The organism is Nocardioides proteolyticus, from assembly GCF_051280635.3.
Lineage (GTDB): Bacteria > Actinomycetota > Actinomycetes > Propionibacteriales > Nocardioidaceae > Nocardioides.
The window spans coordinates 13423-36879 of the sequence record NZ_JBNBPO030000006.1 but is presented as its reverse complement, the minus strand read 5'-3'; the positions used below and the strand labels follow the sequence as shown (position 1 = coordinate 36879).

At 71.5% G+C, this 23457-nt stretch carries 27 protein-coding genes; 16 read left to right on the top strand and 11 right to left on the bottom strand.

What is annotated here, in order from left to right; genetic code table 11:
* Positions 1-27 precede the first annotated feature (27 nt).
* The 5 genes from ctaE to ACPOLA_RS05070 all read left to right on the top strand — a co-directional run bounded on the left by ctaE (position 28) and on the right by ACPOLA_RS05070 (position 5275).
* On the top strand, positions 28-681 hold the full coding sequence (ctaE, locus tag ACPOLA_RS05090) for an aa3-type cytochrome oxidase subunit III (RefSeq protein WP_435769313.1): 654 nt from the start codon (positions 28-30) through the stop codon (positions 679-681).
* 72 nt (positions 682-753) lie between these two features.
* Positions 754-1656: a cytochrome bc1 complex diheme cytochrome c subunit gene (gene qcrC, locus ACPOLA_RS05085; protein WP_435769312.1), complete on the top strand. Its 903-nt coding sequence runs from the start codon at positions 754-756 to the stop codon at positions 1654-1656.
* Positions 1653-2786: a cytochrome bc1 complex Rieske iron-sulfur subunit gene (gene qcrA / locus ACPOLA_RS05080; protein ID WP_435769311.1), complete on the top strand. Its 1134-nt coding sequence runs from the start codon at positions 1653-1655 to the stop codon at positions 2784-2786. The genes qcrC and qcrA overlap by 4 nt, the downstream gene beginning before the upstream one ends.
* The gene (qcrB, locus tag ACPOLA_RS05075; RefSeq protein WP_435769310.1) at positions 2776-4494 is read left to right on the top strand and encodes a cytochrome bc1 complex cytochrome b subunit; all 1719 of its coding nucleotides are present in this window, start codon (positions 2776-2778) and stop codon (positions 4492-4494) included. The genes qcrA and qcrB overlap by 11 nt, the downstream gene beginning before the upstream one ends.
* Positions 4495-4534: 40 nt before the next feature.
* Entirely contained in the window at positions 4535-5275 is a 741-nt protein-coding gene (locus ACPOLA_RS05070; protein WP_435769309.1) for a L,D-transpeptidase family protein, read from the top strand.
* 18 nt (positions 5276-5293) lie between these two features.
* On the opposite strand, the gene ACPOLA_RS05065 is transcribed toward ACPOLA_RS05070, so the two are convergent.
* The 4 genes from ACPOLA_RS05065 to ctaC all read right to left on the bottom strand — a co-directional run bounded on the left by ACPOLA_RS05065 (position 5294) and on the right by ctaC (position 9648).
* Positions 5294-6511: a L,D-transpeptidase gene (locus tag ACPOLA_RS05065; RefSeq protein WP_435769308.1), complete on the bottom strand. Its 1218-nt coding sequence runs from the start codon at positions 6509-6511 to the stop codon at positions 5294-5296.
* Positions 6512-6593: 82 nt separating this feature from the next.
* A complete protein-coding gene (locus ACPOLA_RS05060) occupies positions 6594-7010 on the bottom strand; it encodes a cytochrome c oxidase subunit 4 (RefSeq protein WP_435769307.1) in 417 nt (138 codons plus the stop codon).
* Positions 7007-8773, bottom strand: coding sequence for an aa3-type cytochrome oxidase subunit I (ctaD, locus tag ACPOLA_RS05055; protein ID WP_435769306.1), 1767 nt, complete (start codon positions 8771-8773; stop codon positions 7007-7009). The genes ACPOLA_RS05060 and ctaD overlap by 4 nt, the downstream gene beginning before the upstream one ends.
* Positions 8770-9648: an aa3-type cytochrome oxidase subunit II gene (gene ctaC, locus ACPOLA_RS05050; RefSeq protein WP_435769305.1), complete on the bottom strand. Its 879-nt coding sequence runs from the start codon at positions 9646-9648 to the stop codon at positions 8770-8772. Before ctaC ends, ctaD begins: the two co-directional genes overlap by 4 nt.
* Before the next feature lie 127 nt (positions 9649-9775).
* Here ctaC and ACPOLA_RS05045 point away from each other — a divergent pair, with 127 nt between their 5' ends.
* On the top strand, positions 9776-10894 hold the full coding sequence (locus tag ACPOLA_RS05045) for a cysteine desulfurase family protein (RefSeq protein WP_435769304.1): 1119 nt from the start codon (positions 9776-9778) through the stop codon (positions 10892-10894).
* A complete protein-coding gene (locus ACPOLA_RS05040; protein WP_435769303.1) occupies positions 10891-11130 on the top strand; it encodes a sulfurtransferase TusA family protein in 240 nt (79 codons plus the stop codon). The genes ACPOLA_RS05045 and ACPOLA_RS05040 overlap by 4 nt, the downstream gene beginning before the upstream one ends.
* 7 nt (positions 11131-11137) lie before the next feature.
* On the opposite strand, the gene ACPOLA_RS05035 is transcribed toward ACPOLA_RS05040, so the two are convergent.
* On the bottom strand, positions 11138-12067 hold the full coding sequence (locus ACPOLA_RS05035) for a carbohydrate kinase family protein (protein ID WP_435769426.1): 930 nt from the start codon (positions 12065-12067) through the stop codon (positions 11138-11140).
* A 167-nt stretch (positions 12068-12234) separates the two neighbouring features.
* On the opposite strand from ACPOLA_RS05035, the gene ACPOLA_RS05030 reads away from it, so the two are divergent.
* Positions 12235-12444 carry a hypothetical protein gene (locus tag ACPOLA_RS05030; protein ID WP_435769302.1) on the top strand — a complete coding sequence of 70 codons (210 nt, stop codon included), beginning with the start codon at positions 12235-12237 and terminating at the stop codon, positions 12442-12444.
* A 154-nt stretch (positions 12445-12598) separates the two neighbouring features.
* Here ACPOLA_RS05030 and erpA read toward each other — a convergent pair whose 3' ends face one another.
* The 4 genes from erpA to ACPOLA_RS05010 form a co-directional block, all read right to left on the bottom strand.
* Entirely contained in the window at positions 12599-13027 is a 429-nt protein-coding gene (gene erpA / locus ACPOLA_RS05025; protein ID WP_435769301.1) for an iron-sulfur cluster insertion protein ErpA, read from the bottom strand.
* 88 nt (positions 13028-13115) lie between these two features.
* Complete coding sequence (locus ACPOLA_RS05020; RefSeq protein WP_435769300.1) at positions 13116-14213, bottom strand: NAD(P)-dependent alcohol dehydrogenase; 1098 nt, start codon at positions 14211-14213, stop codon at positions 13116-13118.
* The gene (locus tag ACPOLA_RS05015) at positions 14210-14689 is read right to left on the bottom strand and encodes a DUF4334 domain-containing protein (protein ID WP_435769299.1); all 480 of its coding nucleotides are present in this window, start codon (positions 14687-14689) and stop codon (positions 14210-14212) included. Before ACPOLA_RS05015 ends, ACPOLA_RS05020 begins: the two co-directional genes overlap by 4 nt.
* Positions 14690-14780: 91 nt before the next feature.
* Positions 14781-15875 carry a glycerate kinase family protein gene (locus tag ACPOLA_RS05010; protein ID WP_435769298.1) on the bottom strand — a complete coding sequence of 365 codons (1095 nt, stop codon included), beginning with the start codon at positions 15873-15875 and terminating at the stop codon, positions 14781-14783.
* A 34-nt stretch (positions 15876-15909) separates the two neighbouring features.
* On the opposite strand from ACPOLA_RS05010, the gene ACPOLA_RS05005 reads away from it, so the two are divergent.
* Genes ACPOLA_RS05005 through ACPOLA_RS04990 form a run of 4 tightly spaced genes read left to right on the top strand, consistent with a single transcriptional unit; the run spans position 15910 to position 19342 of the window.
* Positions 15910-16782, top strand: coding sequence for a GNAT family N-acetyltransferase (locus ACPOLA_RS05005; RefSeq protein WP_435769297.1), 873 nt, complete (start codon positions 15910-15912; stop codon positions 16780-16782).
* A gap of 55 nt (positions 16783-16837) precedes the next feature.
* A complete protein-coding gene (gene nadA, locus ACPOLA_RS05000) occupies positions 16838-18013 on the top strand; it encodes a quinolinate synthase NadA (protein ID WP_435769296.1) in 1176 nt (391 codons plus the stop codon).
* Positions 18014-18034: 21 nt separating this feature from the next.
* Positions 18035-18628 carry a DUF3043 domain-containing protein gene (locus ACPOLA_RS04995; RefSeq protein WP_435769295.1) on the top strand — a complete coding sequence of 198 codons (594 nt, stop codon included), beginning with the start codon at positions 18035-18037 and terminating at the stop codon, positions 18626-18628.
* 51 nt (positions 18629-18679) lie between these two features.
* On the top strand, positions 18680-19342 hold the full coding sequence (locus ACPOLA_RS04990; protein WP_435769294.1) for a hypothetical protein: 663 nt from the start codon (positions 18680-18682) through the stop codon (positions 19340-19342).
* 10 nt (positions 19343-19352) lie between these two features.
* Here ACPOLA_RS04990 and ACPOLA_RS04985 read toward each other — a convergent pair whose 3' ends face one another.
* Positions 19353-20363, bottom strand: coding sequence for an aldo/keto reductase family protein (locus ACPOLA_RS04985; RefSeq protein ID WP_435769293.1), 1011 nt, complete (start codon positions 20361-20363; stop codon positions 19353-19355).
* Positions 20364-20407: 44 nt separating this feature from the next.
* On the opposite strand from ACPOLA_RS04985, the gene ACPOLA_RS04980 reads away from it, so the two are divergent.
* From ACPOLA_RS04980 to ACPOLA_RS04970, 3 genes are read left to right on the top strand one after another with little or no spacing between them, the layout of a single operon-like run.
* On the top strand, positions 20408-20962 hold the full coding sequence (locus ACPOLA_RS04980) for a GNAT family N-acetyltransferase (protein WP_435769292.1): 555 nt from the start codon (positions 20408-20410) through the stop codon (positions 20960-20962).
* Between the two features lie 11 nt (positions 20963-20973).
* Complete coding sequence (locus ACPOLA_RS04975; protein ID WP_435769291.1) at positions 20974-21654, top strand: AzlC family ABC transporter permease; 681 nt, start codon at positions 20974-20976, stop codon at positions 21652-21654.
* Positions 21651-21956, top strand: a complete 306-nt coding sequence (locus ACPOLA_RS04970) for an AzlD domain-containing protein (protein ID WP_435769290.1) — start codon at positions 21651-21653, stop codon at positions 21954-21956. Before ACPOLA_RS04975 ends, ACPOLA_RS04970 begins: the two co-directional genes overlap by 4 nt.
* A gap of 132 nt (positions 21957-22088) precedes the next feature.
* On the opposite strand, the gene dapB is transcribed toward ACPOLA_RS04970, so the two are convergent.
* Complete coding sequence (gene dapB, locus ACPOLA_RS04965; RefSeq protein ID WP_435769425.1) at positions 22089-22832, bottom strand: 4-hydroxy-tetrahydrodipicolinate reductase; 744 nt, start codon at positions 22830-22832, stop codon at positions 22089-22091.
* Positions 22833-22934: 102 nt separating this feature from the next.
* Between dapB and ACPOLA_RS04960 the strand changes: the two genes are divergently transcribed.
* On the top strand, positions 22935-23453 hold the full coding sequence (locus tag ACPOLA_RS04960) for a class I SAM-dependent methyltransferase (protein ID WP_435769289.1): 519 nt from the start codon (positions 22935-22937) through the stop codon (positions 23451-23453).
* Positions 23454-23457 lie beyond the last annotated feature (4 nt).

The window sequence follows — 23457 nt, the reverse complement described above, 5'->3', positions numbered from 1 at the left end:
ATGCCGACCGAGACGGGTACCGCCATAATGTTGCCCGTGGCGACCACAGCAACGGCATCGATCCCGGCCTCGCGCCTGCACGGCCAGCACGACCGACCCAGCATGGTCGCCGTCGGCACCATCATCTGGTTGTCGAGCGAGCTCATGTTCTTCGCGGCGCTCTTCGCGTCGTACTTCACGATCCGCTCGGTGGCACCCGAGATGTGGGCCGAGAACACCGCGCTGCTCAACGTGCCGTTCGCGACGATCAACACGACCATCCTGGTGCTCTCGTCGTTCACCTGCCAGCTCGGCGTGTTCGCCGCTGAGCGTGGCCAGGTCGGTCGCGCCGGCGGGCTGCTCAACGTCGGCAAGTGGGGCCTGCGCGAGTGGTTCATCCTGACCTACGTCATGGGCGCGATCTTCATCGGCGGACAGGCGCTGGAGTACGCCGAGCTGATCCACGAGGGCGTCACGATCCCGAACGACGGCTACGGCACGATGTTCTACCTGACCACCGGGTTCCACGGGATCCACGTGACCGGTGGCCTGATCGCCTTCCTCTTCGTGCTCGGCCGCACCTACGTCGCACGGCGGTTCACCCACGAGCAGGCCGTCAGCGCCATCGTCGTCTCCTACTACTGGCACTTCGTCGACGTGGTCTGGATCGGCCTCTTCGCGACGATCTACCTGGTGAAGTGATCGCTTGACGGACACCATCTTGACCCGCCCCGGCGATCTCCCCGCCCCGACCCGGACCCGCAAGGACTGAACGTGCGCCTTCTGAACCGCTCCGCCGGTCGCCTCTCCCGGCACCGCCGCGGCCCGCTCGCCGGCCTCATGGTGCTGGTGTGCGGCCTCCTGCTTACCGGCGGCCTGTACGCCGCGTTCGCGCCGGCGCAGGCCGACAACGAGCAGGACCAGGACGCCCTCGTCCGGGAGGGCCGCGAGCTCTTCCTGGTGGGCTGCGCCTTCTGCCACGGCCAGAACGGTGAGGGGGTGCTCACCCAGGGCGGCTCGCAGTACGGTCCGCCCCTGGTCGACGTCGGCGCCGCCGCCGTGGACTTCCAGGTCGGCACCGGCCGGATGCCGATGGCCCAGCCGGGCGCGCAGGTGCCGCGCAAGGAGGTCGTCTACACCGAGGCGGAGATCGCCGCGATGGCCGCCTACGTCGACACCCTCGGCACCGGCCCCGGCATCCCCGAGGAGGAGCTCTACGACACCTCCAGCCCGGGCGACCTCGACGGTGACGGCGACGAGGACGAGGACGACCGCGACCTCCTCGTCACCCGCGGCAGCCAGATCTTCCTGGCCAACTGCACCGCCTGCCACAACTTCGAGGGCTCCGGCGGTGCCATGCCCCGCGGCGGCTACGCGCCGAAGATCCGCGGCGTGGACCCCAAGCACATCTACGAGGCCATGCTGACCGGCCCGCAGTCGATGGACACCTTCTCCGACGGCAACATCCCGCCCGCGGACAAGAAGGCCGTCATCGCCTACCTCGAGACCCTCGACGAGCAGCCCGGCTACGGCGGGTTCAGCTTCGGCAGCCTCGGCCCGGTCAGCGAAGGCATCATCGCGTGGATCGTCGGGCTCGGTGGCCTGGTCGGCTTCGCCGTCTGGATCGCCGCCCACACCACTCGCTCGAGCAAGCAGAAGGACGAGGCGCAGGCGTGAGCGACGCACACGACAACCCCACCGACGCGCCGGGCAGCGGCCTGGAGCCCGTCGGCCCGATCGCGGACCCGGGGCTGCCCGCCCACCAGTGGCGACCGACCGACGTCGACCCGGGCCAGGAGAAGCGGGCGGAGCGCCAGGTGGCGCTGCTCTTCGGCCTCTCGGCGCTGAGCACGATCGCCTTCCTCGTCGCCTACTTCACCCTCGACATCGAGGACAACTGGCACGTCATCGCCGGGTTCGGCGCGTCCACGATGGCGCTGGGGCTGACCCTCGGGCTCGCGCTGCTGTTCATCGGCATCGGTGTGATCCACTGGGCCCGCCGCCTGATGGCCGACCACGAGCTGGTGGAGATGCGTCACCCGGCCCGCTCCAGCGACGAGGACCGCGAGGCCAGTGTCGCCGCTCTCGGTGCCGGCCTCGAGGAGTCCGGCATCGGGCGACGCCCGCTCATCCGCAACTCGATGCTCGGCGCCGTCGGACTGCTCGGGCTGCCCGCCGTCGTCATGCTCCGCGACCTCGGCCCGCTCCCCGGCGACAAGCTCTACCACACCATCTGGGCGCGCGGCGGCGAGACCATCGTCAAGGACGGCGAGAAGGTCACCCTGCCCCTGATGCGCATCTCGCGGGATGCCATCGGCACGCCGATCCTCGCCTCGGACCTGGAGGTCGGCGACCTGGTGAACGCCCAGCCGGAGGTCCTGTTCAACCCCGAGCGCTACGAGGTGGACCCGGAGGAGGTCGAGGGCATCAGCCTGCAGGTCCACAAGGCCAAGGCGTCCCTCATCCTGCTGCGGATGAACCCCAAGGACATCAAGCACGGCAAGGCTGCCGACGGCAGCAGCCGGGAGAACTGGCACGTCGACGGCATCGTCGCCTACTCCAAGATCTGCACCCACGTCGGCTGCCCGATCTCGCTGAACGAGCGGACGACCCACCACCTGCTCTGCCCGTGCCACCAGTCCACCTTCGACCTCGCCGACGCCGGCAGGGTCGTCTTCGGCCCCGCGGGCCGGCCGCTGCCCCAGCTGCCGCTGGCAGTCGACGAGGAGGGCTACCTGGTCGCGCAGAGCGACTTCGACGAGCCGGTCGGCCCGAGCTTCTGGGAGCGTGACTACTATGAGCGTTGATGTGAGCAAGGTCGCCACGACCAACGGCTCCGAGCCCGCGACGCCGAAGAAGGGTGCCGGCCGCGCCGGCGCCGTCGCCAACTGGGCCGACGAGCGGCTCGGTCTCGGCACGGCCATGAAGAAGAACCTGCGCAAGGTCTTCCCGGACCACTGGTCCTTCATGCTCGGCGAGATCGCGCTGTGGAGCTTCGTCGTCCTGCTGCTGACCGGTGTCTTCCTGACGCTGTGGTTCGACCCGTCCATGACCGAGGTCCAGTACGACGGCTCCTACGACCCCCTCCGCGGGGTGCACATGTCGGCCGCGTTCGCCTCCACGCTCGACATCTCCTTCGACGTGCGCGGTGGCCTGCTGATGCGGCAGATGCACCACTGGGCGGCCATGATCTTCATCGCCTCGATGATGATCCACCTGCTGCGGGTCTACCTGACGGGAGCCTTCCGCAAGCCGCGCGAGCTCAACTGGGTGATCGGCTGCCTGCTGCTCCTGCTGGGCACCATCGAGGGCTTCACCGGCTACTCGCTGCCCGACGACCTGCTCTCGGGCACCGGCGTCCGCGCCGCGGACGGCTTCATCAAGGCCACGCCGGTGGTCGGCACCTACATGTCCTTCTTCCTGTTCGGCGGGGAGTTCCCCGGCGACGCGATCATCCCGCGCCTCTACGCCATGCACATCCTGCTGATCCCGGGGCTGCTGCTGGCGCTGATCGCGGCCCACATGCTGCTGCTCGTCTACCACAAGCACACCCAGTGGCCCGGTCCCGGCCGCACCGAGCAGAACGTCGTGGGCTACCCGATGCTCCCGGTCTACGCGGCCAAGGCGGGCGGCTTCTTCTTCATCGTGTTCGGTGTCACCGCGCTGATGGGCGGGCTGTTCTCGATCAACAACGTCTGGAAGCTCGGGCCCTACGACCCGTCGAAGGTGACCGCGGGGTCGCAGCCGGACTGGTACATGGGCTGGCCCGACGGCCTGCTGCGGATCATCCCGCCGTGGGAGACCCACCTGTGGGGCGTCACGATCTCGTGGAACGTGATCCTCCCGATCCTGGTCGCCCCGCCGCTGCTGCTGACGATCCTGATCCTGCTGCCCTTCCTGGAGTCCTGGATCACCGGCGACAAGCGGGAGCACCACCTGCTGCAGCGTCCGCGCAACGCGCCGACCCGGACCGCGATCATGGCCGCGCTGATCACCTTCTACGGCCTCTCGTGGGCCGCGGGCGGCAACGACATCATCGCGATCAAGATGCACCTGAGCATCAACCAGATCACCTACTTCCTGCGGGCGGCGGTGTTCATCGGCCCGGTGATCGCGTTCATCGTCACCAGGCGCTGGTGCATCTCCCTGCAGCGCCACGACGAGGAGAAGCTGCTCCACGGCTACGAGTCCGGCGTGCTGGTCCGCTCCCCCGAGGGCGGGTACGCCGAGAAGCACCTGCCGCTCCCGATCACGACGGCCTACGAGCTCACCGCTCGTGACGACGACCCGGCCCCCGAGCCGGTCGAGGAGATCGACGCGTCGGGGCTCGAGGGCCGCAAGCTCCGGCTCCGCAAGCTGCGGGCCCGGCTGCAGGCGCTGTTCTTCGCCGACAACGTGCAGAAGCCGACGGCCGAGGAGCTGCATGAGGCGCAGCACCACGCCGAGCACGAGCTCCACGAGCTCGAGGCGCAGATCGCGGCGGGTCCCAACAAGCACGGTCCTGCCGAGCACTGATCCGGCCCACGGTCGTCCGACGGGCGCCGTCCCTCCTCGCGTGCGAGGATGGGCGGCGCCCGTCGGCTTCCAGGAGGTCCCGTTGCGTCGGCTGCTGCTCCTCGTCGTACCCGTGCTCGCCCTGCTGGCCCCGCTGCTGCCCTCCCCCGCCGTGGCCGACGCGGTGGTGCTGAAGGCACAGCGCCGCCTCAACGACCTGCGCTGCGACGCGGGCCCCGCGGACGGCGACATGGGCATGCACACCCGCGCCGCGGTCGCGCGGTTCCAGTCCCGCCATCGCCTGGACCAGACCGGACGGCTGAACGCGACCACCCGTCGCGTCCTGCACTCGTCGCGGGCCCGCCGGTGTGACCGCCGCCCGCTGCCGGCCCGCTCGGGCTCCGGGCGCAGGATCGTGATCAGCCAGGGCCAGAACTGGATCTGGCTCGTCGGCCCGGCCGGGCGGGTGCGTGCCCAGGGCGGAATCGTCGACAACCCGCGTGTGCTGCACAAGGGCACCTGGCGCACCGGCTCCTACTGCGGTCGTCCGGCGCGGGTGCGTCTCAACCGCAGCGCGAGCGGCGCGTACTGGCTCGACCACTTCGTCCGCTTCGCGCCGTGCGGGATCGGCTTCCACCGGATCCCGCGCCACATGTCCACCGGCCGCCAGCTGCACCCGGACTGGTACCTCGGCACCAACCTGGTCCGCGACTCCGCCGGGTGCGTCCGGTTGAGCAGGGCGATGGCGACCCGCGTCTGGGACTTCACCGCCCGGCGTCGTACGACGGTGCGGGTGGTCTGAACCGGTGCCGTCCGGGCGCTACTGCAGCGCGGAGCCCTCGACGTAGTCGGCCCAGGCGAGGTTCCAGTCGCCGTAGCCGTTGTCGGGCTCCATCGGCCGGTCGGTGCCGGTGTACTCGACGACGTCTCCCCTGCGACTCATCGCATACAGCCAGCCGGCGTCCTCGGTGCTCATGCCCGTGCAGCCGTGCGAGACGTTGGCCCGGCCCTGGGAGCCGACGGACCAGGGCGCGGCGTGGATGAACTCACCGGACGACGTCAGCCGCATCGCCCACCGCACGTTCGCGATGTCGTAGGCCTCGGCCGACCCGCTCGGGATCCCGACCGTCTCGGAGTTCATCCGCTTGCGCTCGTGCTTGCCCATGATCACCTTGACCCCGGACCGGGTGGTGAAGCCCGGCTTACCGGTGGTGATCGGGAAGGTGCGCAGCAGCCGGCCGTTCTCGAAGACCTTCATCCGGTGCGCGGCGGCGTCGACGCGGTAGACGTGGGCGTCGCCGATCTGGAAGTCGACCCGACGGTCCTCCTGGCCGTAGATGCCACCCCCGGCGTGGAGCCCGTTGACGTCGATGTCGACGCTGACGTCGGTGCCGGCCTTCCAGTAGCGCCGCGGGCGCCAGCGGGCCTCGTTGTCGCTGACCCACCGCCACGACCCCGCCTGGCGCGGCGAGGAGCTGACGCGCATGTGCTTCTCGAAGGTCGCCTTGTCGGTCACCGGCACGTCGAACCGGACGACGACCGGCATCCCGATCCCCACCGTCTCGCCGTCCAGCGGCGCCACCGACGGGTAGGTCTGCTGGTCGAGGGTCAGCGGCGCGGTGGTGAACGACGACACGTTCCTCACCCGCTCGCCGTCGGCACCCGCCGCGACCGCCCGCACCCGGTAGCGGATGCCCGGCTCGAGCCGGTCGGAGGCGACCCACCGGGCACCGTCCTCGACGAGCTCGCCCGGCAGCCGCCCACCGGCAGACCGGACGACCACCGAGCGTAGGGTCGCGTTCTCCGCCACCACGCGCAGGACCTTGTCGACCGGGACGTCGGTGGCCCCGGCGCGCACGTTGGTGCGGACCACGGTCTTGCCGCCCGCGACACCGGTCGTCTCCGCTGCCGCGTCGGCCGGGCCGTCGCCCGGATCGCGGTCGGCGCCGGCGCAGCCGGCCAGGGTCACGGCGACGAGACCGAGCACGGCGAGCCCGGCCGCCAGGCGGGTGGTTCGGGGGAGGTCGTCGTACGGCATCAGGAGAGCCTAACCGCCGCTGGTCCCGAATCAGGACTTCACGCGACGCCCGCCCCGGTCCGGGACGGGCGCGACCCCGCCGTCAGTGGGCGTAGTCGCCGCGGTAGTACTCGAAGATCCAGCCGCTGAGCGCGATCGCGCCGAGCACGCAGCCGATGATCATCAGCCACCAGGCCAGCACGGCCACGGCGAAGACGATCAGGCTGAGGCACAGGGCGCACCACAGCGGCCACCAGGAGTACGGCGGGAAGAAGCCCAGCTCGCCGGCGCCGTCGGGGATCTCGCCGTCCTTGCGGTCCTCGGGGCGCGCGTCCATCCGGCGGGCGTGGAAGCCGAGGTAGAGGGTGACCATCGCGCACAGCAGCGTGGTCATCACCAGCGCCGACGTGCCGGTCCAGTCGGCGCCGGAGTCACCGGCCTCGGTGATGAACCAGTACGCGGGGCTGACCAGCAGCAGGAAGAACGTCGTGATCCCGAAGATCCATGCCTCGACCTTCATCGGTCGTCATCCTCCCTCTTCGGCTGCTGCTCCGGGTCCATCTGGTCCGCGAGGTGCTCGGCGCGACCCTGGGTCTCGGCCACGTCGCCGGCCTCGTCGTCCATCTCCGCGGGGTTCTCGTACATCTCGATGGCCGCGATCTCCGGGTGGTGGAGGTCGAACGCCGGCGACTCGGAGCGGATCCGCGGGATGGTGTGGAAGTTGTGGCGCGGCGGCGGGCAGCTCGTCGCCCACTCCAGCGACCGTCCCCAGCCCCACGGGTCGTCGGTGTTGACCAGCGGCGCCTTGCGGGAGACGTAGACGTTGTAGAAGAACGGGAGCATCGACGAGGCCAGCACGAACGAGCCGATGGTCGAGACCTGGTTCATGAACTCCCAGCCGTCGCCGGGCAGGTAGTCGGCGTAGCGCCGCGGCATGCCCTCCACGCCCAGCCAGTGCTGGATGAGGAACGTGGTGTGGAAGCCGATGAACAGCAGCCAGAAGTGGATCTTGCCGAGCCGCTCGTCGAGCATCCGACCGGTCAGCTTGGGCCACCAGAAGTAGAAGCCCGCGAACATCGCGAACACGACCGTGCCGAACACCGTGTAGTGGAAGTGGGCCACCACGAAGTAGGAGTCGGACACGTGGAAGTCCAGCGGCGGGCTGGCGAGGATGATGCCGGTCAGGCCGCCGAACAGGAAGGTCGTCAGGAAGCCGATCGACCACAGCATCGGCGTGTCCATCCGCACCGACCCGCCCCACATGGTGCCGATCCAGTTGAAGAACTTCACGCCGGTCGGGACCGCGATCAGGAAGGTCATGCCCGCGAAGAAGGGCAGGTTCACCGCACCGGTCACGAACATGTGGTGGGCCCACACGGCGACCGACAGGATCGCGATCGCGAGGGTGGCGCCGACCAGGCCGATGTAGCCGAAGATCGGCTTGCGGCTGAACACCGGGAGGATCTCGGTGATGATCCCGAAGAACGGCAGCGCGATGATGTAGACCTCGGGGTGGCCGAAGAACCAGAACAGGTGCTGCCACAGGATCGGCCCGCCGGTCGCGGCGTCGAACACGTGCGCGCCGAGCTGGCGGTCGGCCTCGAGGGAGAGCAGCGCACCGGCGAGGATCGGGAACGCGATCAGCACCAGGATCGAGGTGATCAGCACGTTCCAGGTGAACAGCGGCATCCGGAACATGGTCATGCCGGGCACCCGCATGCAGATGATCGTGGTCAGGAAGTTGACCGCGCCGAGGATGGTGCCCAGACCGGCCATCCACAGACCCATGATCCACAGGTCGCCGCCCACGCTGGGGCTGTTGACCGAGTCGGAGAGCGGCGTGTAGGCGAACCACCCGAAGGACGCCGCTCCCTGCGGCGTCAGGAAGCCCGCGGCGACGATCAGCCCGCCGAAGAGGTACAGCCAGTAGCTGAACATGTTCAGCCGTGGGAACGCGACGTCCGGCGCGCCGATCTGGAGCGGCATGATCGCGTTGCCGAAGGCGAAGAACAGCGGCGTCGCGAACAGCAGCAGCATGATCGTGCCGTGCATCGTGAAGAGCTGGTTGTAGAGCTCCTCGTTGACCACCTGGCTGCCCGGGTAGGCGAGCTCGGAGCGGATCACCAGGGCCATCACACCGCCGGCGAGGAACCACCCCATCGCGGTGACGAAGTAGAGGTTGCCGATCAGCTTGTGATCGGTGGTGGTCATCATGCGGACGAGCAGCTTGCCCAGCGGCTTCCGCTCGGTGACCTCCGCGGAGCGGGCGACGTACGCGGTCACTCGTGGTCTCCCTGGTCGTTGTCGATGAGCTCGGAGGAGTACAGCCCGCCCGTGACGGGCTCCTCCGAGACGTGCTCGGGGTCGTTGGCGAGGTCCAGCAGGTAGGCGTCGTACTCGGACTCGGTGACGACCGCGACGTTGAACAGCATCCGGGAGTGGTACGTGCCGCAGAGCTCGTAGCACTTGCCGGCGTAGACGCCGGTCTCGGTCGGGGTGACCTGGTAGGCGTTGTCGTTGCCGGGGATGACGTCCATCCGCATGGCGAACGCCGGGATGCCGAAGTTGTGCACCACGTCGGGGCTGTAGAGCTGGAACTCGATGGTCTTGTCGACCGGGATCACCAGCGTGGGGATCTCGTCGCCGGTGCCGGAGACGTAGACGTTGGACCCCTGCGGGGTGTCGACCGAGTCGGGGTAGTTGAAGGTCCACGACCACTTCTGGCCGACGACCTGGACGACCACCTCGGGCTCGGGCTCCAGCTCCAAGGCGAGGTTCTGCACGCGGACGGTCTGGGAGAAGAACGCCACCACCACGACGATCGGGAAGATCGTGTAGAAGATCTCGATCGGCAGGTTGTAGCGGGTCTGGATCGGGACCTCGTCGTCGCTGCGCCGCCGGAACCACAGCGGCACGCCGATGATCAGGGCCCAGACGATCACGCCGGTGACCAGCGCCGCCACCCAGGCGCCCTGCCAGAGGAGGAGGATGTGCTCGCCCTGCTCGGACTTGATCGCCGGCATGCCGAACCGCTCCCACTGGGAGTCGGTGGAGCAGCCGGACAGCGCGAGCGCGAGTACGACGAATCCGGCGAGCGGGATCGCGCGACGGGATCGCCGACGCGGTCCCCGCGAGCGCTCGGGGTGCCACCAGCCCACGAACGAGCCTTCCTCTCAAGGATCAGAACAATTGCGAACAGTACCGGAGAGCGGCGCCGGTCCGAGCGGCGGGTCGGCGCTTCCGGACCGCCGTGATCCGGCCCCCAGTCGCCACTATCGTCACAGTGTGAGCAGCACGCCGGAGGTGTACCTCGATGCGGCCTCGTCGTCGCGGCTGCACCCCGCCGCGCGGGAGACGCTGCTCGCCGCGCTCGAGCGGGGCTTCGCGGACCCGCGGCGGCTGCACCGGGCCGGCCGCGACGCGCGACTGCTCCTCGACAACGCCCGCGCAGTGGTCGCGGAGTGCCTTCGGGTGCACGCCGACGAGGTGGGCTTCACCGCCTCGGGCACCGACGCGGTGCACCGCGGTCTGCTCGGGCTGGTGGCGGCGAGCCGGGCCGACGGCGTGGTCCACAGCGCCGTCGAGCACTCCTCGGTCCTCCATGCCGTGGCCTGGCGCCCCTCCCCCGCGCACACCACCATCCCCGTCGACGGCGCCGGCCGGGTCGACCCGGTGGAGGTCGGCACGGCGGCCCGTCGGCCCGGCGTCGCGGTCGTGGCACTGCAGGCCGCCAACCAGGAGGTCGGGACCCTGCAGCCGGTGGACGAGGTGGACCTGCCCGACGGCGTTCCGCTGTTCGTGGACGCCTGCGCGGCGGTCGGGCACGTGCCGCTCTCCGACCGGTGGGACGCGCTGGCCGGCTCCGCCCACAAGTGGGGCGGTCCGGCCGGCGCCGGCGTGCTCGTCGTACGCCGCTCGGCGCGCTGGACCAACCCGTTCCCCGGCGACGACGGCCTCGACCAGCTCGGCGGGTTCCCGGACGTGCCCGCCGCCCTCGCCGCCGCCGCTGCCCTGCAGGCGGTGCTGGCCGAGCGGGAGCTCGTCGCCGACCGCCAGTTCCGGCTTGTGGAGCGGATGCGCGCCGCCGTCTCCGCTCTCCCCGACACAGAGGTGGTCGGCGACCCCGTCGCCCGGCTCCCCCACCTGCTGACCTTCTCCTGCCTGTACGTCGGCGGCGACGAGATCGTCGACGCCCTCGCCCGGCGGGGGTACGGCGTCGCCAGCGGCTCGGCCTGCACGGCCTCCACCCTCGAGCCCAGCCACGTGCTCGCCGCCATGGGCGCGCTCACCCACGGCAACGTGCGGATCTCGCTCGAGCGTGCGACCACCGACGACGAGGTCGACGGGTTCTGCGCCGCCCTGGCCGACGCCGTGGGCGAGATCAGGGCGAGGGCGGGCCTGTGAGCGAGCCTGCCGTCGTCGAGCTCGACTGCCGGGACCTGCCCTGCCCGCGGCCCGTCATCGAGCTCGCCAAGGCGCTGCCGGGCGTGGCGGTCGGCGAGCTGCTGGCGGTGGTCGCCCGTGACCCGGCCGCGCGCCACGACGTGCCGGCGTGGTGCCGGATGCGCGAGCAGGAGTACGTCGGCGAGGACACCGCCGAGGACGGCGTCCCGCGCTACGTCGTGCGCCGCCTCGGCTGAGGCCGACCTACAGGTGCTGGCCGATCTCGTCCGCGGCCGCGTCGCCGTAGGAGCCACGGACCCGCTCCACGAACTCCGCGTGGGTGAACTCGTACTCCTGGGTGCCGACCGTCTCCACGACGTAGGCGGCGAGCACGCAGCCGACCTGCGCGGCGCGCTCGAGGGAGGTGCCCCACGACAGCGCGGCCAGGAAGCCGCCGCGGAACGCGTCGCCCACGCCGGTGGGCTCCACCGCGTCGACGCCCTTGGCCGCCGGGACCTCGAACGACGTGCCGTCCTTGGTGGTGACCCGCACCCCGTCCTTGCCGAGGGTGGTGACCTGGATGTCCACCCGCGCGAGCACCTCCTCGGCGCTCCAGCCGGTCTTCTTCTCGATGACGTGGGACTCGTACTCGTTGGAGAAGAGGATGGCGGCGCCCTCGATGAGGTCGCGGATCAGGTCGCCCTCCGCGAAGGCGAGCTGCTGGGAGCAGTCGGCGATGAAGCGGTAGCCGCGCTGCCGGCACTCCTCGGTGTGCCGCTTCATCGCGTCCGGGTCGTCGGCGCCGATCAGGACGTAGGCCGGCTCACCGACCCGCTCGACGATGGGCGCCAGCTCGATCTGGCTGGCCTCGCTCATCGCACCGGGGTAGAAGGAGGCGAACTGCGCCATGGTGGAGTCGGTGGTGCACACGAACCGCGCGGTGTGCTTGCTCTCGGAGATGTGGACCGAGTGGCAGTCGACGCCGTGGCGCTCCAGCCAGGAGCGGTAGTCGGCGAAGTCCTCCCCCGCCGCACCCACGAGCACCGGTCGCAGGCCCAGCTTGGCGAGGCCGAAGCACATGTTCGGCGCCACCCCGCCGCGGCGGATCTCCAGGTCGTTGACGAGGAACGACACCGACAGCTTGTCGAGCTGCTCGACCACCAGCGAGTCCGCGAACCTCCCCGCGAAGGTCATCAGGTGGTCGGTGGCGATGGAGCCGGCGATGAGCAGGGAGCCGGTGGGCCCGGTGGATCCCGTGGATCCGGTAGAGGCAGTCACGACACGGAACCCTAACTGAGCCGCGCCGGAGCTACCGGCCGGTACCACTGGGTCTACCCCGCGGTAACGCCTAGCGTCGAGACATGCCCTACGAAGAGCTGTCCTCCCCCAGCGAGATGCAGGCCGACTGCGAGGCCGTCAGCCGGCGCCTCGAGCAGGCGGCCGCCCGGGCCACCCGGCCCGCGCCCAGCATCCACTACGACGAGTTCCCGCGCGACGTGCCGAAGCGTGAGATCGAGATCTCCGAGGCCGCCCAGCGCCTGGCCAACGCCCTGCACCTCCACCTCGACTGACCGGCGGCCGACCGCGGCCCGGCCGACTGACAAGGAGACGACGGGCACGACAGAGACGACAGGGACGACAGGGACGACAATGCCCCCCGCCGACGGCGGGGGGCATTGCTGCTGCTCGGGCTGCTTCTCGTCCCTGGCTCGGATGCTGCTCGGATCAGTGGAAGCTGTCTCCGCAGGCGCACGAGCCGGTCGCGTTGGGGTTGTCGATCGTGAAGCCCTGCTTCTCGATGGTGTCGACGAAGTCGATCATCGCCCCGTTGAGGTAGGGGACGCTCATCCGGTCGACGACGACGGCCACGCCGTCGAAGTCGGTGACCACGTCGCCGTCGAGGCTCCGCTCGTCGAAGAACAGCTGGTAGCGCAGGCCGCTGCAGCCACCGGGCTGCACGGAGATCCGCAGCTGGAGGTCGTCGCGACCCTCCTGCTCCAGCAGGCTCTTGACCTTGGCGGCCGCCACCGGGCTCAGGTTGATCTGGTCCTCACGGCGCTCGACGGTCACGGGCGCCTGGACGGTGGCGGTGGTCGCCGTCGCGCCGGGGGCCTCGTGGCTGTGGCCCGCGCCGCAGCCGCACTGGTCGCTCATTGCTCACTCCAGGTTGTCAGGTCGGGGTTCGACTAGTCCCAATCGTCGCACACCGCCGGTTATTCCTCAGTCTCGCGGCGCAGGACCCTCACCACACCAGGACCGGCTTGACCACCCTGCCGGCCCTCGAGTCGGCCACGGCGTCGGCGAGCCTCTCGAACGGGTAGGTGGTGACCAGGTGGTCGACGTCGAACCTCCCCGCCTCACGCAGCGCGATCAGCTCCGGGATGGTCACCAGCGGGTCCGCCTCCCCCTCGATGGAGGAGCGCACGACCTTGCCGGACTGGAGGAGGTCGATCGCGTCGATCCGGTACTCCGGGGCGCCGAGCCCCAGGGCGACGAGCATCCCCTTCGGTCGCAGCGCGTGCTGCGCCTGGAGCACGACCTCGGGGATGGCCGTGGTGTCGATGGCGTACGACGCCCCGCCGGCCGTGATCTCCCTGACCCGCTGCTCGACCGGCTCCGCGCCCTCCTCGAGCGGGTCCAGCACCACGGCGCCGTACGCCTCGGCGGCCTCGCGCCGCGACGGCGTGGGATCCACGGCGACGACCGTCTCGACGCCGAGACCGCGGGCGGCCGCGGCGGCGGCGAGGCCGACCGCGCCCGCGCCGAAGACGACGATGCTGTCGGTCGGCGCCGGGGCCAGCACGTTGAGCACCGTGCCGGCGCCGGTCTGGAAGCCGCAGGCGAAGGGCGCCAGCCTGGTGAGGTCCAGCCCCTTGTCGACGACGACGCAGTTGTCCGCGTAGGCCAGCGCGTGGCGGGCCAGGCTGGACTGCCCGAAGAAGGAGCCGAACACCGTCTGGTCGCCGCGCTTCATGGTCGTCGAGCCGTCGGCCCGCATCCCCATGTAGTTGAGCAGCAGGCTCTGCTCGCAGTAGCCGACGTCGCCGGCGCGACACGGCTCGCAGGCCCGGCAGGAGCGGAAGCTCATCACCACGTGGTCGCCGACCTCGATGCCGCTGACCGCGGCCCCCACCTGCTCGACCACGCCCGTGCCCTCGTGGCCCACCACGGTCGGCATCATCTCGGCGGGCAGCATCGTGGGCACCGTGAGGTCGGTGTGGCACAGTCCCGTGGCGACGATCCGGACGAGCACCTCGTCGTCCCTCGGCTCGTCCAGCTCCACCTCGGCGAGGACGAACTCGCCGCCCGGCTCCTCCACCATCGCGACCGTGGTCCTCATGCCTCGCGCTCCAGCCAGAAGTAGTAGAGGTCGTCGATGCCGAACGCGCTGGAGAGCTTGCCGTTCATGATGCCCACCAGGGTGTCGTCGTCGACCTTCTTGAAGTGGTCGAGGACCGGCATCCTGTCGTAGACCATGGTGGCGGTGACCTCGCCGCGGAAGCCGACCGGCCACAGCGACGCCTCGCCGCCGCCGGCCGCCTCGCGATTGGAGTAGAGCTCGCCGGCGTCGTCGCGGCACACCAGCGGGACCGCCTCGAGCGGGCTGTCGAAACGCTTGCCGTGCCACCCCACCTTGCGCAGGACGGTGCTCGCCACGTGGCCGGTGGCGAAGTCGCCGCCGCGCCAGGCGCCGAGGATCTCCTCGACGGTTGTGGTGGCCAGGTCCGCCCACAGGGCGTCCAGGTCGGCGGGGTCGACCGGGCCGGCCGCGTCGCCGGCCCGGAGCTTCTCGAAGCGCTGCCTCAGTTCGGTCACGGAGCGCAATCTAGAACATGTTCACCGACAGGTGTGTCGGTTACGGCGTGTCTCTCGGGTGCCCCGGCCCGCTCGGCCGGCTGCAGTCGGCTCAGCCGGCTCCGTCCGACCAGGTCCGCGCCACCCGCGCCGCGAGGTCGGCCAGCGCACCCCGCGGGTCGGCGAACGCCCGCTCCTCGCCGACGCTGTCCACCAGCGAGTAGGCTGCGTCCATCCCGAGCGCCCGCATCTCGCGCGAGCCCACCAGCACCTGCCCGGCGAGCGCCACGCACGGCCGGAGCGCGTCGGCGGCGATCGCCGCGACGCCGTACGGCACCTTGCCGGCCCGGCTGCTGAAGTCGAAGGCGCCCTCGCCGGTGACGACCAGGTCGGCGGCCCTCGCCTGCTCCGCGAGGCCGACCGCGTCGGCGACCAGCTCGATGCCGGGCACCCGCGTCGCGCCCAGGAGCATCAGCGCGAACCCGATCCCGCCCGCGGCGCCGGCGCCCGGCTCGAGGGCGAGCCGGCGGTCGGTCGCGGCCGCGAACTGCTCCAGGAAGCCGTCGAGCGTGGCCAGGAAGTCCTCGGCGATGCCCTTCTGCGGTCCGAAGGTCTTCGTCGTCCCGAACAGCCCGGTCAGCGGGTTGTCCACGTCGGTCGCGACCACCAGCTCCACGCCGGCCACCATCTGCCGGGGCAGGGTGAGGTCGACCGTCGTCACACCGTCGAGGAACACGCCCCCGACGTCGAGGGACCGGTCGGAGTCGGCGCCCAGGGCGGCCAGCAGCCCCGCTCCGCCGTCGTTGGTGCCCGAGCCGCCGAGGCCCACCACGATCCTGCGGGCCCCCGCGTCCATGGCTGCCAGCACCAGGGTGCCGACCCCCACCGTCGACCCGAACTCCCCGCCCTCACCGCGGGTGAGGTGGACGCCGCAGGCCTGCGCGCTCTCGACGTAGGCGGTGTCGCCCACGACGAGCAGCGTCGCCGGGACCTCCTCGCCGTGGGGCGACTCCACGGTGACGGCCAGGATGTCGCCGCCGAGGGTCGCGTGGAGCACGTCGACGAAGCCCGGGCCGCCGTCGGACATCGGGGCGAGCACGACCTCGTCCCCGGGGGCCTGCCGCCGCCACCCCGTCGCGATCGCCTCGGCCGCCTCCACGGCCGACAGCGTGCCGGCGAACTTGTCCGGCGCCACGAGAACTCGCATGCGCCCATTGTGGTGGACGCCTAGGGTCGCCGCCGTGGGCGACGTGCGGATCCGGCCGATGACGGTGGACGACCTCGCGACCGCGGAGCGGATCAGCGACGAGGCGTTCTACGAGCTCGACCTGGGGACCACCCCGCCGGCGGGCCGCCCACCCGAGCGTCGTACCCCCGAGAGGTCGGCGCTGTGGATCGATCGCACCGGGCTGCTGCTGGGGACCGATCCCGGCGGTGCGTGGGTGGCGGAGGACGACACCGGCGTGGTCGGCTTCGCGAACGGCTTCCGGCGTGGCGATGTGTGGGCGCTGGCGACCTTCGCCGTGCAGCCCGGTCGGCAGGGTGCCGGCATCGGTGCACCGCTGCTGCGGGCCGCCACGGAGTACGGCGCCGGCTGCCCCCGGTGGATGCTCTCCACGTCGGACGACCCGCGGGCGCTGCGGCGCTACCACCGGGCCGGTCTGGCTCTGCACCCCCAGATGCAGCTCGCCGGCGCCGTGGACCCCAGCACCCTCCCCGCCGTGCGAGGGCTCCGGGAGGGCACGCCGGAGGACCGGGAGTGGATGGACGAGCTCGACCTGGCCCTTCGGGGGGCGCCGCACGGACCCGACCACGAGGCGCTGTCCCGCTCGGGGACGCTGCTCGTGAGCTCCGACCGCCGGGGCTACGCCTACGCCGGCGGCGACTGGCTGCACCTCCTCGCCGCGCGCGACGTGAGCACCGCCCGGACCCTGCTGTGGGAGGTGCTCGCGCGGTCGGGCGCCCGCATCACGATCCCGCACGTCACGGCCGCGAACCGCTGGGCGGTCGGGATCGGGCTCGACGCCCGGCTGGAGCTGACCACCTCCGGCTACCTGGCACTGCGCGGAATGGAGCCCCCGGCGCCGTACGTTCACAACGGTGCCCTGCTCTGAGAGCGCGCGTGCCGCGGAATCTGTCCCGCGGACCGGCGCGGAATAGGATTCGCCCATGACCACCGTCGACCTCCCGCTGCTGCCCCTGGGCCGCGGCTCCGACCCGCTCTCCGAGCGCGGCGTCGAGTGCCCCGGCGACCTGCCGGCCGCGTCCGACCCGGACCTGGTCGCCCGCGCGCTGGCGGCCAAGGAGAAGCTCGGCGAGCGGGTGTTCGTGCTCGGGCACCACTACCAGCGCGACGAGGTCATCCAGTTCGCCGACGTCACCGGCGACTCCTTCAAGCTCGCCCGCGACGCGGCGGCGCGGCCCGAGGCCGAGTACATCGTCTTCTGCGGCGTGCACTTCATGGCCGAGTCGGCCGACATCCTCACCGGCGCCCACCAGCAGGTGGTGCTCCCCGACATGGCGGCCGGGTGCTCGATGGCCGACATGGCGCGGATCGCGCAGGTCGAGCGTGCCTGGGAGGCGCTCGCCGCCGCCGGCGTGCAGGACCTCGTCGTCCCGGTCACCTACATGAACTCCAGCGCCGCGATCAAGGCGTTCTGCGGCCGCAACGGCGGCGTGGTGTGCACCTCCTCCAACGCCGAGGTGGCCCTGGACTGGGCGTTCCAGCAGAAGGGCACCGACACCAAGGTGCTGTTCCTCCCCGACCAGCACCTGGGCCGCAACACCGCGGTGCTGAAGCTGGGGTACTCCCTCGACGACTGCGTGGTGTGGAACCCGCACAAGCCCGACGGCGGCCTCACTCCCGAGGAGCTCGACCGGGCCCGGGTGATCCTGTGGAAGGGCCACTGCTCGGTGCACGGCCGGTTCTCGGTCGACGTGATCGAGGACCTCCGGGCGAAGGTGCCCGACCTCAACGTCCTGGTGCACCCGGAGTGCCAGCACGAGGTGGTGCTGAACGCCGACTTCGTCGGCTCCACCGAGTACATCATCAAGACGATCGAGGCCGCTCCGGCCGGGTCGAGCTGGGCGATCGGCACCGAGCTCAACCTCGTCCAGCGCCTGGCGAACGCCCACCCCGACAAGAACATCATGTTCCTCGACCGCAACGTCTGCTACTGCTCCACGATGAACCGGATCGACCTGCCGCACTTCGTGTGGGCGATGGAGAGCCTCGTCGAGGGCGTCGTGGTCAACCGGATCGAGGTCGACCCCCAGACCGAGGCGGACGCGCTCACCGCGCTGCAGCGGATGCTCGACCTGCCGGGGAGGACCCACCGTGACTGACGCCCAGCAGGGCAGGAAGGCGTGAGCGTGTTCAAGCGCAGCAAGTCGACGGTCGCCGAGCAGCCGGCGGCGCCGGCCAAGCCGGGCGGCAAGGGCCGGCCCACGCCGAAGCGCAAGGAGGCCGAGGCCGCCGCGCGCGCCCGCGCCAAGACCCCCCGCGACCGGCGCGAGCTGGCGAGGAAGCAACGGGAGTACCGCGCCGAGGAGAGCCGCAAGATCCGCTCGGCGATGAAGAGCGGCGACGAGCGCTACTTCCTGCCCCGCGACCGCGGCCCGGTCCGGCGGTTCATCCGCGACTACGTCGACGCGCGCTTCTCCATCGTCGAGATGGTCATCCCGCTGATGATCCTCGGCCTGGTGCTCGGCTACACCGGCAACCCGGCGCTCGCGCAGGCCAGCAGCCTGATCCTGCTCGCCACCGTGCTGTTCGTCGTGGTCGACATGGTCCTGCTGCGGTGGCGGCTGCGACGCGAGCTCCGGCGCCGCTTCCCCGACGAGCCGCTGAAGGGCACCACCTACTACGCGCTCACCCGCGCGATGCAGATGAAGTTCATGCGGCTGCCGAAGGCCCGGGTCAAGATCGGCCAGTCGCTCCCGGAGGACTACGCGCGGTAGCTGCGGCCCAGGTGGTCCCGGATCGGCCGCGCCTGCTCTAGGTTGCGAGGCGTGAAGCTGATCCTCGCCCTGCACCGACCCGACCTCGGACCGACCCTGCTCGGGCCGGAGCTGCGCTCGGCCGTCGCCGCGGCCGGCGCCACGCGGCTGCAGGTCAACCTCGACGACGAGCACGTCGCCGCAGCGATGCGGTTCGGCCCCGGACCGCGGATCACCGCGGTGGTCGGCGTCTGGACCGATGCCGACCCCGCCGCGGTCGCGGGCGTCGTACGAGACGTGGACGGGACGGCCGACGGCTGGCTGGTCGAGGAGCGGCAGCCGCTCCCCCCGCCGGACGTGCCCGACGGTGCGCGCGCCGACGCACTGGCCAACGTCGCGTTCCTGCGCCGCCCCGCCGCGATGCCGTACGACGCCTGGCGGGCCGACTGGCTCGACCGGCACACGCAGGTGGCGATCGAGACCCAGGGCACCTTCGGCTACGTGCAGAACCCGGTCGTCGAGCCGCTCACCGACGGCGCACCGGACGTCGCCGGGATCGTCGAGGAGCTGTTCCCGATGGCGGCGATGAGCGACCACCACGCGTTCTACGGAAGCGGCGGCGACGAGGAGGAGTTCCAGCGCCGGTTCGCGACGCTGATGGACAGCTGCGCCCGGTTCGGGGCCGACCAGGGCCTCGACCTGGTCCCGACCTCCAGGTACGTGTTCGCGCTCTGACCGAGCGCGGTCAGCCCAGCACCTCGGAGCGCCGGGGCGACTTGGTCATGGCCGGGTCGGTGGTGACCACGCCCTCGAGCACCTCGTCGATGGCGCGCATGGTCGCCTCGTCGAGGCGGACGCCCGCTGCCTTCGCGTTCTCGGTGACCTGCTCGGGCCGACTGGCACCGATGATGGCGGCCGACACGTTGTCGTTCTGCAGCACCCACGCCACCGCGAGCTGTGCCAGCGACAGCCCGGCCTCGTCCGCGACCGGCTTGAGCCGCTGGACGCGCTCGAGGACGTCGTCCTGCAGCCACCGCTTCACCATGTCGGCGCCGCCCTTGTCGTCGGTGGCGCGCGAGCCGGCCGGGGGCGGCTGCCCGGGGAGGTACTTCCCGGTCAGCACGCCCTGCGCGATCGGCGACCAGACGATCTGCCCGATGCCGAGCTCCGCGCAGGTCGGCACCACCTCGGCCTCGATGACCCGCCAGAGCATGGAGTACTGCGGCTGGCTGGAGATGAGCGGCACCCGCAGCTCCCGCGCGAGCTCGGCGGCGGCGCGGATCTCCTCGGCCCGCCACTCCGAGACCCCGATGTAGAGCGCCTTCCCGGCGCGGACGACGTCGGCGAACGCCAGCATCGTCTCCTCCAGCGGCGTCTCGTGGTCGAAGCGGTGGGCCTGGTAGAGATCGACGTAGTCGGTGCCGAGGCGGCGGAGCGAGGCGTCGATCGACTCGAAGATGTGCTTGCGGGAGAGCCCGTGGTCGTTGTGCTTGCCGGGGCCGGTGGGCCAGAACACCTTGGTGAGGATCTCGAGGCCCTCGCGGCGCTCCCCGGCGAGCGCCTTGCCGAGGACCGTCTCGGCAGCGGTGTTGGCGTAGACGTCGGCGGTGTCGAAGGTGGAGATGCCCTCGTCGAGTGCCCGCTGCACGCACGCGATCGCCGCGTCCTCCTCGACCTGGGAGCCGTGGGTGAGCCAGTTGCCGTAGGCGATGGCCGAGATCCTCAGCCCGCTCGCCCCGAGGTTGCGGATTTCCATGTCCCCGACCCTAGCGGCGTCGGCCAGCCTGTCAGGATGGCGGCATGGTCGCTGCAGACGTCTCGGTCCGGGTCGCGTGGCCGGCGGACGCCGCCGGCATCGCCGCGGTGCAGCTCCGCGCCTGGCAGCAGCGGTACGACGACCGGCTCGCCCCGCTGCTGGCCGACCGCGGCATCGGCCCGGACACCGCGTCGGACACCCTGTCGGACGCCTGGCGCGAGTCCCTCGCCCGTCCCCCCGAGGCTCGCCGGCGGGCGCTCGTCGCCCTCGCGGAGGACCGGGTCGTCGGCTTCGCGCTGACCGGCCCCAGCGACGACCCCGACGCCGATCCGTCCACCGACGGTGAGGTCGCGGAGTTCACCGTCGACCCCGAGCAGACCCGACGCGGCCACGGCTCACGCCTGCTGCAGGCGTGCGCCGACACCCTGGCGGCCGACCGCTTCACCCGCGGGGTCTGCTGGGTGGAGACCACCGACGACGCGCTGCGGGCCTTCCTGACCAGCGCGGGCTGGGCGGCCGACGGAGCGGCCCGCGAGCTCGCCGACGAGCACGGCACGGGCACGGTCAAGCAGGTGCGGCTCCACACCGCGCTTTCCTGAGCGGGACACGCGTGGAGACCACCACCCGCCGCGCCGTCGTGCGCGACAGCCTCGGCGTGGCCGTCGCCACCGGCACCTACGGCCTGAGCTTCGGCGCGGTCGGCGTCGCCTCGGGGCTCGACGTCGCCCAGACCTGCGTGCTCTCGCTGCTCATGTTCACCGGCGCCTCGCAGTTCGCCCTGGCGGGCGTGCTCGGCTCGGGAGGCACGCCCGTCGCCGGCGCCCTCACCGCGCTGCTCCTCGGCACCCGCAACACGCTCTACGGCCTGCGGATGGCGCCGTTGCTCGGCTACCGCAGCTGGCGCCGCACCGCGGCGGCGCACATCCTGATCGACGAGTCCACCGCGATGGCGGTGACCCGGCCCACTCGGGAGCTCGCGCGGACGGGCTTCGTCACCACCGGCGCCACGATCTTCGTGCTCTGGAACCTCACCACCCTCGTGGGCGCCGTCGCCGGCGAGCAGCTCGGGGACCCGCGCGACCTCGGCCTCGACGCGGCCGTGGGCGCGGCCTTCCTCGCGCTGCTCTGGCCGCGGCTGGACTCCCCCACCGCCCGGCTGGTGGCCGTCCTCGCGGCGCTGGTCGCGGCCGGCGCGGTCACCGTCACCCCCGCCGGTGTGCCGGTGCTGGTGGCGGCCGGCGTGGCGGTCCTGGTCGGAGCGCTCGCCCGGCGGCGAGAGGCGCCGCAGTGATCTGGTGGGCCGTGGTCGGCGCCGGGGTCGGCTGCTACCTGCTCAAGCTGGCCGGCCTGTCGGTGCCCGCGACGGTGCTCCGCAACCCGGTCGTCGCCCGGATCGCCGACTCGATCCCGGTCGCGCTGCTCGCAGCGCTGGTCACCGTGCAGGTGCTCGCCGCACCCGAGGGGCGAGCGCTGGTGCTCGACGCCCGCGCGGCCGCCCTCGTGGTCGCCGTGCTGCTCCTCCTGGCCCGCGCGCCGTTCCTCGTCGTGGTGTTCGGCTCCGCGGCCGCCGCCGCCCTCCTCCGCCTCCTCTGACCCCACGAGGTGGCAGGTTTCGCACCGCGAGGTGGCAGGTTCCGCACCACGAGGTGGCAGGTTCCGCACCACGAGGTGGCAGGTTCTGCACCACGAGGTGGCAGGTTCTGCACCACGAGGTGGCAGGTGAGGTCAGCCCAGGTCGAGGAAGTGCTCCAGCCCGACCGTCAGCCCAGGGTGGTCGCCGATCCGGCGGACACCGGCCAGCACGCCGGGGGTGAACGACGCTCGGTCGAGCGAGTCGTGCCGGATGGTCAGCGTCTCGCCCAGGCCGCCGAGGACCACCTCCTGGTGCGCCACCAGGCCCCTGATCCGCAGGCCGTGCACGCGGATCCCGTCGACGTCGGCGCCGCGCGCGCCCTCCAGTGCCGTGGACGTCGCGTCGGGGACCGGCGGGCAGCCCGCCTCGCGCCGGGCGGCCGCGATCAGCTCCGCCGTACGACGCGCCGTGCCGCTCGGCGCGTCGGCCTTGGTCGGGTGGTGGAGCTCGACCACCTCGACGGACTCGAAGAACGGAGCGGCGATCGCCGAGAACCGCATCATCAAGATGGCCCCGATGGAGAAGTTGGGGGCGACCAGCACGCCGGTGCCCGGGCTCCCGGCCAGCCACCCGCGCAGCGTCTCCAGGCGCGCGTCGTCGAAGCCGGTCGTCCCCACGACCGCGTGGATGCCGTTGTCGATGCAGAAGCGCAGGTTGTCCATCACCACGTCGGGGTGGGTGAAGTCGACCACCACCTGCGTGCCGCCGTCGGTGAGCGACGTGATCGAGTCGTCCTGGTCCACCTCCGCGGCGAGCTCCAGGCCCTCGGCGTCTCGGACCGCCCGGACGACCTCCGAGCCGACCTTCCCCCGGGCGCCGAGGACCCCGACGCGCAGAGGCGTTCCGCCCTCGTCAGCGGCTGCTTGGCTCGCGACACGTCTGACCACGGCACCAAGGTAGTGCGTGACGCCGTGACCGGTTCTGGCAGGCTGGCCCCCATGGCGGTGCAGAAGGTCCCGGCCCGGATCCGGTGGGCAGTGGATTTCATGGACGTCCAGCCCAACGACCACGTGCTGGAGATCGGGTGCGGCAACGGGGCCGCTGCCGACCTCATCTGCCGGCGGCTCGAGGGCAAGGGCAAGATGTTCGCCATCGACCGCTCCGAGGCGGGTGTCGACCGCACCAAGGCCCGGTGCGCTGCCCACGTGGAGGCCGGCCGGCTGACGGTGCGCCAGATCGACCTGGCGACCCTCCGGGTGCCGGTGAAGCGGCTGACCAAGGTCTTCGCCTTCGACGTCAACCTGTTCTGGGTGCGGGACGCGACGGAGGAGATCGCCCTCCTGCACGAGCGGATCCTGCCCGGCGGCTCGGTGAACCTCTTCTACGACACCAGCCGACCGGAGCAGGTGCCGAACATCCTCAGCAAGGCCTCTGCGCAGCTGCGCCAGGCCGGCTTCCGGGTCTACATCGTGGACTCCAAGGAGCCGCCGGTGATCGGGATCATCGGCCGCCGCTAGCGAG